This window comes from Halomonas sp. A40-4, from assembly GCF_015767635.1.
In the GTDB taxonomy this organism is placed as follows: Bacteria; Pseudomonadota; Gammaproteobacteria; order Pseudomonadales; family Halomonadaceae; genus Vreelandella; species Vreelandella janggokensis.
Genome location: NZ_CP065230.1, coordinates 4,026,107 through 4,038,819, shown reverse-complemented (window position 1 = coordinate 4,038,819; position 12,713 = coordinate 4,026,107). Strand labels below are relative to the sequence as shown.

The window sequence follows — 12,713 nt, the reverse complement described above, 5'->3', positions numbered from 1 at the left end:
CCGATCTTCAACTGATTAAAATCCCCATATTCTCCTGCCAAGCCTCGTTCAATCGCTGGGTGATCAGCTTGACCGTGATGGCTTTCACACCAAGGTCTTTTGCCACAGCCGGTAAGGTGCCAATAACGTCCGCGATCTCCTGAACGTGCGGCTGTGCCTGTTTCCAGTTGGCAAAGCCTGCATGGGTGGCGAGCTGTTGGATGGCTTTTAGCGAGGGCTGCTTGCCAAAGCCCATATAGGCAGTGGCGTGTACTGCAAAAGGGTGGGGGCTAAAGGTCACATCATAAAACGGTGCTGGTTTCCATTGGCCGTGATCATCCTGCAGAAACGCCCAGTTTTTACTGTGGTCGTCCTGGTTGCAGGCAAATAAGTTGAACAGTGCGCGTCGGAATTGCAGTTGGCCTACGGCGGGGGATTGACACAGCTGGCGGCTTGCCTTGATCAGGTCGGTGTAATCAAGGCTAGGGGTTCGGAAATCGGCATCCAGCAGCCCGCAGGCGCTGTGCATATGGAGGCGCCCCGCAGGGTTTGTCTGATGGATCCAATCAAACCGTCTGATGGCAAGCCAGGCGCGCTCACCCTGTGGCGTAGGTATGCGTAGTAACTGCCATTCGGGCGGCTCAAGGCCTGCTGTTTTAGCCATTTCCAGGTATGCCGCTTCGCATAGCCCCTCTTCATGACCCAGTGGCAGGTGTTGAGAGGTAAACTTGACCAGCCAGGCGTCATCCTCTGGCTGGGCATAGGTTCGGCACTTTTTCGATTGGCCGTGCGGCTAGAAAAGCTGTGCCTTCGGCCTTGCCCCGCCGGCGCTACCCGCTGCGACCAAGGCGCTGAGCACATCTTCCGTTTGCCCATCGAAAACGGCCTGTGCCTGGAGGCCGAGTGTCGCCAGGTCTTCGTTATCGCTCTGTGTCGGCGCTGCCTCTGATGCTGGCTCAAAGGCCAGTGCGCCCATACCACGTTGGCCAACAAATGCCAGCCGGTCCATCGCCGTAAGCTGCGTAGGTCCTATGCCATGCTGACGAAAGGCGCGGTCCTGTAGCAGCAGACCCCAGCCATCGGCTAAACAGTCGCCAAATACGCCATGAAGCCCTTGATGCGGCGTTCTAGGGGCGGGTTGAAGTGTCAGGTCGTCTTCTAACGTAAAAGGCGATAGATTGCCATGCTGTTCTAGATAGCCTTCCGCGTACTGAAAGAATACCCCTTGGCGGTTTTGTGCCAATACGCCAGCCGCGACCTGTTCACCGGTTGATAGCGTGCGCGTCACGTTCAGCCGTTGCGTAGGCTTAAAGGCCATCTTTGAGTACCTCATCGATAGAGGAAGGTATCTTTTCGTTGAATGCGTCGTGCTGGGTCAGCGCGTATAGCCGCGCCAAGTCGTCCAGGCTTTGCCATAGCAACAGCAGCTGGCGAAACGAGATTTGCCCGGTGAGCTCAAATTTTTTGATGGTGGGGGCGGGCACACTGCTGCGCTGCGCCAGTGACGCCCGGGATAGCTTGGCATGTTCGCGTAACCGACGCAGGTGAGCAGCAAAGGCTTGCTGAACATCGGTATCGTCCAACAGCAGAAAACGGTGCATAAGTTAACATTCTTAAAAAGGATACCTCTGTACCTATTATAGATGTTTTAGGCTTTTTATGGATATTATTGTGTCTATTTTTATTGCTTTTCGTGCTGTAGCCTGCTGCTGACGTTGTTCGACTGGCCCCTCCCCAACTGCCTCGCTCACAGCCCCAGCAACTCCCCAGCCGGCAAGTGGCTTGTCGCCTTCATTTCCCGCAGAGAGATATTGGAGCGGATGCTCGATACCCCCGGCAGCTGGCGTAGTACCTTTTCCACGAAGCGGCTGTAGTCATCAAGGTCGCGGGCGATGACCTGCAAGAGGAAGTCCGCCTCGCCGGTGGTGTTATGGCAACTGAGCACCCGGGAGCTGGCCTGGATAATGCGTTCGAACTCCGCGGTGGCCGCCTCGCTGTGTTGCGTACAGGTGATCTGCACAAAGGCCAGCACGTTGCCGCCAAGCTTTCGGCGGTTCAGCGTGGCTTGATAGCCTTCGATCACGCCCAATTCTTCCAGGCGTTTATGACGCCGCCAGCAGGTGGCTTCGCTCATTCCCAGCCGCTCGGCCAGCTTGGCGATGGATAGCCGACCATCGGCTTGAAGGCTATCGATTAGTTGGGCGTCTATGTTGTCCAGTTGGCTCATTTGAAAATCTCTTTCAGGTTTATGCGTATAAAAGAAAGAATGATTCAAAATTAGCCTGTGTGTCCATCCATCAGAAAAGTAATTTCAGGGGCGGTTGGTTATAGTAAAACAATGGATACCGCGCAGGAGTCGTTTATGAAAGCCGTTGTTTTTGAGCAGTTTTCCGCCCCTCTCCATATACAGCAGTTGCCAGATCCGGCGCCAGAATCGCATGGCGTGGTGGTTAAGGTAATGGCGAACGGGGTATGCCGCAGCGACTGGCATGGCTGGGTGGGGCACGATACCGATATCCAGCTCCCTCATGTGCCGGGGCATGAGCTGGCAGGCGTTGTCGAAGCGATTGGCAAGGACGTCAAACAGTGGCGCATTGGCGATCGCGTCACGGTGCCGTTCGTCGGTGGTTGTGGCACTTGCCCTGAGTGCCATGCCGGGAACCATCAGGTGTGCGATAGTCAGTTCCAACCCGGCTTCACGCACTGGGGGTCTTTTGCCGAGTATGTGAGTATTCACTACGCCGACGTCAACTTGGTCGCGCTGCCCGAAACGCTCGACTTTGCCACGGCAGCCAGCCTGGGCTGTCGGTTCGTCACCTCCTTTCGGGCGGTGGTCGATCAGGGTCAAACCTCGGCCGGTCAGTGGGTGGCGGTTCATGGCTGCGGGGGTGTGGGTCTATCCGCCGTGATGATTGCCAACGCCATCGGCGCTAACGTTGTCGCTATCGATATTTCGGAAAAAGCGCTTGCTCTGGCCCGCCAATTGGGCGCGACTGCCACCGTGAATGCCGCCAAGGTGGCCAATGTGGTAGAGGCGGTGGCGGACATAACTCGGGGAGGCGCTCACGTGTCACTGGATGCGCTAGGGCACCCGACGACCTGCTTTAACTCCATCAGCAACCTGCGTAAACGGGGCAAGCATATTCAGGTCGGGCTGATGTTGGCGGAGAACAGCACACCGGCTATTCCCATGAGCAAGGTGATTGCCAACGAGCTTGAAATACTCGGCAGTCATGGCATGCAGGCGCATCGTTACGGCGCCATGCTGGCGATGATTCAGTCTGGCAAGCTGGCGCCTGAGCGGCTTATCGGTAGGCGCATCACCCTCGAGCAGTCCATTGAGGCGCTGATGAACATGGATAAGTTCGAAGGGGTGGGCGTGACGGTAGTGACGGCGTTTTGAGAAAGCGTGCTCAGGCGTTGCGCCTGATGAGGAAGCTATCCTTGCGTTGAATGGGGCTGGCTGGGTCAGCGCGTATCGCCGCGCCAAGTCGTTTAGGCTTTGCCATGGCAAATGCCTGTCGCGTATTGAATCGGGAAGGTTGGTGAATATCACATGCCTATTGCCGTTAGCTTGGCCAATGCTTCATCAATGATTGAAGGACAATCCCCATGCCCACCCTTCGCCACATAATACTAACCCTACTCCTTGCCATAATGGGCGCGCTGCCGCTCGGTGTTCAGGCAAACGAGGCCATCTGGCAGTCGCTTGAAGAAGGCGGTCTGGTGATGCTGATGCGCCATGCGCTGGCGCCGGGCATCGGCGACCCGCCCGGGTTCGAACGTGGCCGCTGCGAGACCCAGCGCAACCTGTCTGGGGAGGGGCGTGCCCAGGCGCGGGCGATTGGCGAGGCATTTCGCGAGCGGGATATTCCCATCGGTGCGGTGTACGCGTCGCGCTGGTGTCGGGCGCTGGATACCGCCGAGCTCATGGAGCTTGGCGACGTCGAGCCTGCGCCGTGGCTGGACTCGTTCTTTCGCGGACGCGGTGATCGGGACGTCATCACCCAAGCTGCTCTTGAGCAGATAGCCGCCTGGGAAACGTCAGGCAACATGCTGCTGGTAACCCATCAGGTGAATATCTCGGCGCTGACCGGCCGCGGCGTGGGGTCGGGCGAGATGGTGGTGGTGCGCCCGACCGCGGATGGGCTGGAGGTGGTGGGCCGACTGGACGTTCGCGCGCCGTAGCCGGTTTCTACCAATTTCCTTCAATGAAACGAGGCAAATTATTCGCTCCTCATGGGGGCGTTGAGGTTTTACGCTGGGGGATATTAATAAGGAGATGGTTATGTCCTCGAATAGCACCCAGCAAGCGCGTCATGTCATCGCCCAGCACCCGGCCAGGCGCGACGATATCGGCGATCTGGTCACCCGGCGGCCCTTGCCGGGACCGCAGCTCGAGCAGCTCGATCCGTTTCTGTTTCTTAACCACCACGGCCCCCAGACGTATCCGGCCCATAATCAGGGCCTGCCGTTCGGCCCACACCCGCACCGGGGCTTCGAGACGGTCACCTTTATTCTCGAAGGCTCGCTTGCCCATGCCGACAGCACCCAGCATCAAAGCGTGATTCACGCCGGTGGCGTGCAGTGGATGACGGCAGGCAGTGGTATCGTGCATGCGGAAATTTCGCCTGAGGAGTTTCTACGCGACGGTGGCCCGCTGGAAATTCTGCAGTTGTGGGTCAATCTTCCGGCGCGCTTGAAGATGAGCAAGCCGCACTACGTGGGGCTCCAGCATGACGACATCCCTTCGCTGGCGCTGCCGGGGGGCGGTGAGCTAAACCTGATCGCCGGTGAATGGCAGGGCAGCGTTGGCCCTATCGAGACGCTGACCGGTGTGTTTATGTCGACGCTGGGGTTGCCTGCTGGATCGCGAGAACAGCTACCGGTAGCGTCTGGGCGGCAGGTATTTCTCTATGTAGTGGAAGGAAACGTTGAGGTGGGCGGCGAACCCGTTGAGCCTCACCATCTGATCGAAGTAGACCGCGCAGGCGATAGCCTGGTGATTGAAGCCAGCAGCGATGCTCGACTGTTGTTTGGTCACGGTGATGTCATCGACGAACCCATCTATTCTCACGGCCCCTTTGTGATGAACACCCGCGAAGAGACTGTTCAGGCGGTTGAGGACTATCAGAACGGTAAATTTGGCGGGTTAGACGCCTAATGGTAATGGTGTTGCAGGCGCGTATCTACACCGGTTCACCACGATAGTAGTGCCACAAGAACAGCGACCCCACCGTGCGCCAGGGTGCCCAGGGCTCGACCAACTGACGCGCCTGCTTGGGCGTGGGTTTGTCATCCATACCTTTCAAGCGGCCGAGTGCCACACGCAACGCCAGATCGTCGGCGGGGAAAATATCCCGGCGCTTAAGCGAGAACATCAGGTAAATCTCGGCGCTCCAGCGACCAAAGCCGCGCAGTTGGGTAATCGCGGCGATGGCGTCGTCGTCACTGAGGTGTTCAAGCCCATCGGCACTAAAGGTGCCCGCCAGCTCCGCTTCTGCGAGCCCCTTGGCGTATTCGATCTTGCGCCAGGAGAGCCCGGCATCACGCAGTGCTTGGCTGTCGATATCGATCACCGCCTGGGCATGGAGCTCGGGGAGCAGCGTATTGATACGGCCCATGATGGCGCGGGCGGCCTCGGTGGAAAGCTGTTGACTGACAATGGTACTGAAAAATGTCGCAAAGCCCTGATCGCGCTGGCGTGGTTCAGGCGCACCCACGAGGGGGTAAGCACGGGCGATATCCGGGTCGGCCTTGGCGAGGGCTGCCATAGCCTGTTCGATGGTATCTGGGTTCATCAGCGTCTCGAGTATTGAGAAATAAAAAACACACTAACAAAGCTAGGACACTAATGGGATTAACCCCATGCGGAGTTTCCCTTTCGCCCGCTAACTTTTAAGCGCAGTATGTTTCTACTTTCGTCTAATCCTGCGATCATTTGCGCCATCGCGATACCATCGGTCGGTATCCCAAGGAGATAAGCATGCAGGAATCGACGGCATCATCGTCTCAAGGGCTGGCGCGTAACCCGCGGCTGGCTGAATTTGTATTGGCGCTAGGCGGTTTTGGCATCGGCACCAGCGAGTTCGTCATCATGGGGTTGATGAATCGCATCGCGGAGGATCTGGCCATCACTGTGCCCCAGGTGGGCTATGCGATCAGCAGCTACGCCCTGGGCGTTGTGGTCGGTGCGCCGCTGATTTCTGCCCTGGCGGCAAGGGTCCCCAAGCGAGCGCTGCTGATCGCGCTGATGCTGGTGTTTGCCGTGGGCAATATTGCCAGTGCCATGGCGCCGGGCTTCTGGTCGTTTGTGGGCCTGCGCTTTATCGCCGGGCTGCCTCACGGCGCCTACTTTGGCATTGCCGCTCTGGTGGCCGCCGGGGCGGTGCCCGTCGATCAGCGGGCACGGGCGATTGCTCGGGTGATGATGGGCCTGACTGTCGCGATTCTGGTGGGCGCCCCCCTGGGCACCTGGGCCGGGAGCTTTTTCGGCTGGCAGATTGCCTTTGCCGCAGTGGGCGGCATTGCGCTGCTTACCGCGCTGTTGACCCGGTTCTACGTACCGGTTCAGCCCGTTGATGCCCTGGCGAGCCCGCTGCGTGAGCTGTCGGCGCTGGTCAAGCAGCGCGTGCTGGTTACCTTGGCCATCGCCTGTATCGGCTGCGGCGGCATGTTCGCCATTTTCAGTTACGTGATGCCGACGCTGACCCAGCAGGCGGGCATGAGCGAAGCGCTGGGGCCCTTGGTGCTGGTAATCTTCGGCCTGGGCTCCATCGCCGGGAATTTGATCGGCGGGCGTCTGGCGGATAAAAACCTGATGCGCGCAATTCCGTCTATTCTGCTGTGGTGTGCGGTGATCCAGGGGCTATTTTACTTCGCGGCGAATAATGTCTGGTCGGGGCTGCTGTTTGTGGGGCTGGTGGGCACCAGCATGGCGCTGGCGCCTTCGCTGCAAACCCGTTTGATGGATGTCGCCGAGGATGCCCAAACCATGGCGGCATCGCTCAATCACGCGGCCTTCAACGGTGCCAATGCGCTGGGGGCCTGGCTTGCCGGGCTTGTCATCAGCGCGGGCTTCAACTGGTCGAGCACCGGCCTGGTGGGAACCGGGTTGGCGCTGTGCGGGCTCGTGCTGTTTGCCGCCGGGCGCTGGCTGGAGAAACGTTATCCCCCGGCCCGCATGGCGGACGCCACCTAACGGCAGAGGCGAAAGCCGCGCATCCCGAAATGAAAGTGGTCGGCGTGGGCGGCGTTGTAGTCGGGGCCCAGGGTGTTGCCGAAAAAGTCGCAGGCATCGTCGCGTATGTCGCGCAGAAACGCTCCCGCTGGCCCATCGTTGCCCCAGTCCTCAAGCAGGGTAATGCGCTCACCGTTGGCGAGGTGAAAGCCGGTCACGTCAAGCGCCTCGGCGGTGGCGTGTTCGCTGCGCCGTCCGCTTTCGCGACCGTACACATTGCGGCAGGCAAAACTTCCCACATGGTCGACTTGGCGTACCCGGGTGCCGAGAAGGGTCTCGGCGCTGGGTTGCAGCGCGTGGCGCTCGAACATTACCCAGGCAAGCGCCAAGGGGCAGCTGGCTACAAACGATTGGTTGAAGGCGACGCTGCTGGCTTCAAGGCGCACCACGTTCTCAAGCGGGCAGCTATCGACGGGGGTGTAGTCGGCCAGAGGGGAATAGTGCAGCGCATCATCCGGCACGCTGTCCAGTGCGGCCAGGCAGCCGTCACGGTCATGTTCCAGGCGGCTCAGTTTTAGCGACGTGACCGGTGTTATCGGGTCGTCGACGTATAGCGGTGCCCAGGGTGACCAGTGGCGGGGAATGTCGATGACGCCCTTTTGCAGGGCAACGGCTAACGCGATCAGTGCCAGTATCAGCCAGCTACTTCGCATCGTGACCTCCCTGTTCTGCGAAACGCTACAGTCGTCGCGACGGGTGTGCGATACTGCGACCCTTTTCTACACTGCTCTAATTGCATGAGTTTACCTCGCCAACAAGGGAAGCGCGTATGTCCCAAGGTACACTGTTTATCGTTTCTGCCCCATCGGGGGCGGGTAAAACCAGCCTGGTGCGCGAGCTGATCGAAAGCCTCGATGGCATTCAGGTGTCGGTATCGCACACCACCCGGGCCAAGCGCGAGGGGGAGGTCGATGGTGTGAATTACCACTTCACCGATGCGGCAACCTTTGAGGCGATGATTGCGCGTGGCGAGTTTTTTGAGTACGCCAAGGTTTTCGATAATTATTACGGTACCTCGCGCCTGGCCGTCCAAACGGTACTTGATGCCGGCCAGGACGTGATTCTCGAAATCGACTGGCAGGGCGCGCGCCAGGTGCGCGAACAAATGCCCGAGGCCGTGTCGATTTTTGTCCTGCCACCGTCGCGCAGCGAGCTGGAGCGTCGCCTGGCCAGCCGTGGAACCGATGAGCACGCCATCATTGCGCGACGCATGCGTGATGCGATCAGCGAAATGTCGCACTACGACGAATACGACTACCTGGTAGTCAACGATGACTTCACCACTGCCCTGCAGGAATTGCAGTCGCTGGTCATTAGCCGCCGCCTGGCGCGCCCGTTAATGAGCGAACGCCACGCGCCCTTGCTGGCAACGCTCTTGTCACAGGCGCCCGGCGTCGAGTAATCTACACGGTTCTACTACCCTCTTTAGCTGGATCGGCCCGTTTGATCTCTCTCGGACGCGATTCAGCATCGTTATTACAGGAAGGCACCCCATGGCTCGCGTCACCGTTGAAGATTGTCTTGATCATGTAGAAAACCGTTTCAAGCTCGTGATGATTTCCACCCAGCGTGCCCGTCAGCTGGCGCGGGGCACCCGTGACTCACAGTTACCCTGGGAAAACGACAAGCCCACGGTCATGGCGCTGCGTGAAATCGCAGCGGGTCTGGTCGATCACACGGTACTGGACGAACCGGTTGAAGCACCTGTTCGCGCTCGTCCAGCAATGGCTCCCAGCGCACAAATCGACGAATAGGATTCACGACCGATTAGAGGCGCGGTGAATGTTTACCATTGATGACCTGGCCGACCGACTCGGCGGCTACTTACCCCCCGACGAGATCCAACAGGTCAAACGCGCCTTTTATTACGCTGAACAGGCCCACGATGGCCAGCGGCGTCGCTCCGGTGAACCTTACGTTACCCATCCGCTGGCGGTGGCCAACATCCTGGCGAACATGCACATGGACCATCAAAGCCTGATGGCCGCCATGCTGCACGATGTCATTGAAGATACCGGGGTGTCGAAACAAGCCCTAGGCGCCCAGTTCGGTGAGCCGGTGGCAGAACTGGTCGACGGGGTTTCCAAGCTGACCCAGATCACCTTCGAGGATAAAGCCGTCGCCCAGGCGGAAAACTTCCAGAAGATGGTCCTGGCGATGTCCCGGGATATCCGCGTGATTATCGTCAAGCTCGCCGACCGGCTGCATAACATGCGCACCCTGGGCGCGCTGCGTCCCGATAAAAAGCGCCGCATCGCCCGCGAAACCCTGGAAATCTATGCCCGCATCGCCGGGCGGTTAGGCATCAACACCATCCGCGTCGAGCTCGAGGACCTGTCCTTTCAGGCGATTCATCCGATGCGTTCGGAGCGTATCAAGCGCGCTGTTTCCAAAGCGCGTGGGCATCGGCGCAGTGCCATGCGGGAAGTCCAGGCGACGCTGCAACAAAGCGTCGACGACGAAGGCTTGAGCGGTACGGTCGTCGGCCGCCAAAAGCATCTGTTGTCGATTTATCGCAAGATGCGCGACCAGCGCAAACCCTTTGTCGAAATCATGGATGTGTTCGGTTTTCGCATCATTACCGACGATGTGGCCAGCTGCTACCGCATTCTGGGTGTGGTGCATAACCTATATAAGCCGGTGCCGGGCAGGTTCAAGGACTACATCGCGATTCCCAAGGCCAACGGCTACCAGAGTCTGCATACCACCCTGTTTGGCGCGCGGGGGATGCCGATAGAGGTGCAGATTCGCACCCGCGAAATGGAGGCCATGGCCAATAACGGCATTGCCGCCCACTGGTTGTATAAAGCCGGGCAAACCTCGCACCCGATCGCCGAAGGCAGCCACGCCCGCGCCCGCGCCTGGGTGAAAGGGCTTCTGGAGATGCAGCGCCACGCCGGGGATTCCCTGGAGTTTATCGAGCACGTCAAAAACGATCTGTTTCCCGACGATATCTACGTGTTTACCCCCAAGGGCGATATCATGGAGCTGCCCCAGGGCGCTACGGTGATCGACTTCGCCTATACGGTGCATACCGATATCGGCAACCACTGTATCGCCTGCCGTATTGATCGCCATCTGGCGCCGCTTTCCACGCGTCTGGAGAGCGGCCAGACGCTGGAAATTATCACGGCGCCGGGGGCGCGCCCCAATCTGGCGTGGCTGAACTTCGTCACCACGGCCAAGGCGCGCTCGGCCATTCGTCATGCCCTCAAGCATCAGCGGCATACCGAAGCGGTGATGCTCGGGCGGCGGTTGCTGAACAAGGCACTGGCCCCCTTCAATACCAGCCTGGAAGAGCTGGAATCGACGGTATTAAACCGCGCCTTCGAGCAACTCGACGTGGCGTCAGAAGAAGCGCTACTGGAGTCGTTGGGCCTTGGCAACCGCGTTGCCCACGTCGTGGCACGACGGCTGGTGGATGTGGCGGACGGCCATCCCAACGAGCTGATCAATGAGGGCACCAGCCAAAAGGCGGTGGTGATAAGCGGCAGCGAGGGCATGGTGATTAACTTTGCCCGCTGCTGTCACCCGCTGCCCGGTGATAGCATTATTGGCCATCTTTCGATGGGTAAAGGGCTTGTGGTTCACCGGTCTGAATGTAAAAACCTGCTGGACAGAGACGACCCTGACAAAGTCTTTGCGCTGGAATGGTCAGAGAACATCGACGAAGACTTCCCGGTTGTCCTGCGCATTGAAATCGAAAGTCGCCGAGGGATCGTGGCGCAACTCGCCGGGCTGGTCACCGATGCGGATGCCAACATCGAGCGCATCGGGATTGAAGAGCGCGATGCGCGCCTTGCCACTGTGAACCTCACGCTTTCGGTAAAGGGTCGCGTTCACCTTGCCCGCATCATGAAACGTATTCGCAACCTGCCTAACGTCAGCAAAATAACCCGCATGGCCAATTAAGTGCCCGCTGTGGCAACCTGCTGGCCCAAGGCTGGCAGCGTTAGCGATGGCGAGACCACCATGATCAACGTTGAGTGCACCAAGGAGCATGACATCCAATGAGCAACAAAGCTGTTATCAACACCGAGAAAGCCCCCGCCGCTATCGGCCCTTACTCTCAGGCGGTTAAAGCAGGCAATACCGTGTACCTGTCGGGCCAGATTCCGCTGGATCCGGCCACCATGGAAATCGTGTCAGACGATTTTGAAATGCAGGCTCGTCAAGTATTTACCAACCTTCAGGCGGTCTGCGAAGAAGCTGCCGGGACGCTTGGCGATATCGTCAAACTGAACCTGTACCTGGTCGAGCTGGATAACTTTGCGATCGTGAACAAGGTGATGGAAGAGTTTTTCGACATGCCGTTCCCGGCCCGCGCCGCGGTAGGGGTAAAAGCGCTGCCGAAGGGGAGCCAGGTGGAAGCCGAAGCCGTCATGGTCATTGGCGATTAAGGCAGAAAAAACACCTGCCATGAGCAAGCTGGAGACTCATGGCAGTGTTGTGAGCATGTGGCGGACGGTTAAGCCTTTTGCACGCGCCAGAAGCCACCTTTTTTCAATACCTGAGCGTAGCCCTCGCGGAACGTTGGGTAGCGGAATTGATACCCGGTTTCCAGGATACGCCGGTTATCGCAACGCTTGCTGGTGCGACGACGCAGCGGCGATTGCATCGTGTCCGTGGACGTGACTTTGAGTTGCTGGGCAATCCAGTCCATCACGTTGTGCATCGTGACCGGTTCGCAATCGCTGCCCAGATAGAGGTCCGCCAATGGCTGGCTGTTTTCCTGGCAGTGAATCAGATGGGCCAGAATGCCGGTACAGTCGTCGCGGTGAATGCGGTTGGAATAGATCACCGGGGTGACCGCGGCGATCCGGCCTTCGGCGACCTGGTGGATAAGCCGGTCGCGGCCAGGACCGTAGATGCCTGAAAAACGCACCACGGTGCCGGGTAGCGGGTGGTTGATAAGCGCCTGCTCGGCTTCGCACATCAGGGTGCCGGAGAAGCTTGTCGGTTCGGTTGGGCTTTCCTCGTTGACCACCTCGCCTTCCTGCTGGCCGTAGACGCTGGTCGACGACACGAAAAACACGCGGCGGGGCGGTGTGGCGTGTTGTTCCATGACGCTCAATACCCGCTTCAAGCCCTCGGGGTAAGCACTCTGGTAGGCACTTTCTTCAAAGTGGTCGGCGCTTACCGTGTAAATGACGTAATCCGCCTCGGGGAGTGCCTTGGCGTCGGCGTCTTCGAGCTCATTGAGATCCAGTGCCAAGGGCTCGATACCGGTATCTTGTAGAGCATCGACATGGCGACGAACCCCAATCACGCGATGTCCTTCGCTAAGCAGTTCGCGACCGAGCGTTATGCCGATATCGCCACAGCCAATAATCAGTACGGTTAGCGTCACTTGCTCGCTCCTGTTGATAAATAATCCCTATTAGATACAAGGTCCCTGATCTACAATTCCTTATATATAGAAGCAATCGTAGAGACGACATCGTCAGCAGGGCTTGTTTGTCCGTTGCCTACCCGCTAACTGTCGCGATCGCTA

At 58.8% G+C, this 12,713-nt stretch carries 14 protein-coding genes and 1 pseudogene; 8 read left to right on the top strand and 7 right to left on the bottom strand.

The window, feature by feature from the left end:
• Positions 1–7: 7 nt before the first annotated feature.
• From IT895_RS19655 to IT895_RS18675, 4 genes and pseudogenes are all read right to left on the bottom strand, one after another.
• A pseudogene (locus tag IT895_RS19655) lies at positions 8–754 on the bottom strand (type II toxin-antitoxin system HipA family toxin); the annotation flags it as partial.
• 18 nt (positions 755–772) lie between these two features.
• The gene (locus IT895_RS19650) at positions 773–1,297 is read right to left on the bottom strand and encodes a HipA N-terminal domain-containing protein (RefSeq protein ID WP_233337307.1); all 525 of its coding nucleotides are present in this window, start codon (positions 1,295–1,297) and stop codon (positions 773–775) included.
• Positions 1,287–1,580 carry a helix-turn-helix domain-containing protein gene (locus IT895_RS18680; protein ID WP_199284336.1) on the bottom strand — a complete coding sequence of 98 codons (294 nt, stop codon included), beginning with the start codon at positions 1,578–1,580 and terminating at the stop codon, positions 1,287–1,289. Before IT895_RS18680 ends, IT895_RS19650 begins: the two co-directional genes overlap by 11 nt.
• 146 nt (positions 1,581–1,726) lie before the next feature.
• Positions 1,727–2,206 carry an Lrp/AsnC family transcriptional regulator gene (locus IT895_RS18675; protein ID WP_199284335.1) on the bottom strand — a complete coding sequence of 160 codons (480 nt, stop codon included), beginning with the start codon at positions 2,204–2,206 and terminating at the stop codon, positions 1,727–1,729.
• Between the two features lie 135 nt (positions 2,207–2,341).
• On the opposite strand from IT895_RS18675, the gene IT895_RS18670 reads away from it, so the two are divergent.
• The 3 genes from IT895_RS18670 to IT895_RS18660 all read left to right on the top strand — a co-directional run bounded on the left by IT895_RS18670 (position 2,342) and on the right by IT895_RS18660 (position 5,143).
• Entirely contained in the window at positions 2,342–3,382 is a 1,041-nt protein-coding gene (locus tag IT895_RS18670) for a zinc-dependent alcohol dehydrogenase family protein (RefSeq protein WP_199284334.1), read from the top strand.
• Positions 3,383–3,591: 209 nt separating this feature from the next.
• A complete protein-coding gene (locus tag IT895_RS18665; protein ID WP_199284333.1) occupies positions 3,592–4,167 on the top strand; it encodes a histidine phosphatase family protein in 576 nt (191 codons plus the stop codon).
• 100 nt (positions 4,168–4,267) lie between these two features.
• Positions 4,268–5,143 carry a pirin family protein gene (locus tag IT895_RS18660; RefSeq protein ID WP_199284332.1) on the top strand — a complete coding sequence of 292 codons (876 nt, stop codon included), beginning with the start codon at positions 4,268–4,270 and terminating at the stop codon, positions 5,141–5,143.
• Between the two features lie 25 nt (positions 5,144–5,168).
• Here IT895_RS18660 and IT895_RS18655 read toward each other — a convergent pair whose 3' ends face one another.
• Entirely contained in the window at positions 5,169–5,780 is a 612-nt protein-coding gene (locus IT895_RS18655; protein ID WP_199284331.1) for a DNA-3-methyladenine glycosylase family protein, read from the bottom strand.
• 185 nt (positions 5,781–5,965) lie between these two features.
• On the opposite strand from IT895_RS18655, the gene IT895_RS18650 reads away from it, so the two are divergent.
• Complete coding sequence (locus IT895_RS18650) at positions 5,966–7,180, top strand: MFS transporter (RefSeq protein ID WP_199284330.1); 1,215 nt, start codon at positions 5,966–5,968, stop codon at positions 7,178–7,180.
• On the opposite strand, the gene IT895_RS18645 is transcribed toward IT895_RS18650, so the two are convergent.
• Positions 7,177–7,872 (bottom strand): extensin-like domain-containing protein, encoded by a 696-nt coding sequence (locus IT895_RS18645; RefSeq protein ID WP_199284329.1) that lies wholly within the window; start codon positions 7,870–7,872, stop codon positions 7,177–7,179. The genes IT895_RS18650 and IT895_RS18645 overlap by 4 nt on opposite strands.
• 116 nt (positions 7,873–7,988) lie before the next feature.
• On the opposite strand from IT895_RS18645, the gene gmk reads away from it, so the two are divergent.
• The 4 genes from gmk to IT895_RS18625 all read left to right on the top strand — a co-directional run bounded on the left by gmk (position 7,989) and on the right by IT895_RS18625 (position 11,619).
• Positions 7,989–8,621, top strand: a complete 633-nt coding sequence (gene gmk, locus IT895_RS18640; RefSeq protein ID WP_085920013.1) for a guanylate kinase — start codon at positions 7,989–7,991, stop codon at positions 8,619–8,621.
• A gap of 91 nt (positions 8,622–8,712) precedes the next feature.
• Entirely contained in the window at positions 8,713–8,973 is a 261-nt protein-coding gene (rpoZ, locus tag IT895_RS18635; RefSeq protein ID WP_085920014.1) for a DNA-directed RNA polymerase subunit omega, read from the top strand.
• A gap of 28 nt (positions 8,974–9,001) precedes the next feature.
• Positions 9,002–11,131, top strand: a complete 2,130-nt coding sequence (locus IT895_RS18630; protein ID WP_199284328.1) for a RelA/SpoT family protein — start codon at positions 9,002–9,004, stop codon at positions 11,129–11,131.
• Between the two features lie 98 nt (positions 11,132–11,229).
• The gene (locus IT895_RS18625; RefSeq protein ID WP_085920016.1) at positions 11,230–11,619 is read left to right on the top strand and encodes a RidA family protein; all 390 of its coding nucleotides are present in this window, start codon (positions 11,230–11,232) and stop codon (positions 11,617–11,619) included.
• Positions 11,620–11,687: 68 nt separating this feature from the next.
• On the opposite strand, the gene IT895_RS18620 is transcribed toward IT895_RS18625, so the two are convergent.
• Complete coding sequence (locus tag IT895_RS18620; protein ID WP_085920017.1) at positions 11,688–12,569, bottom strand: SDR family oxidoreductase; 882 nt, start codon at positions 12,567–12,569, stop codon at positions 11,688–11,690.
• Positions 12,570–12,713 lie beyond the last annotated feature (144 nt).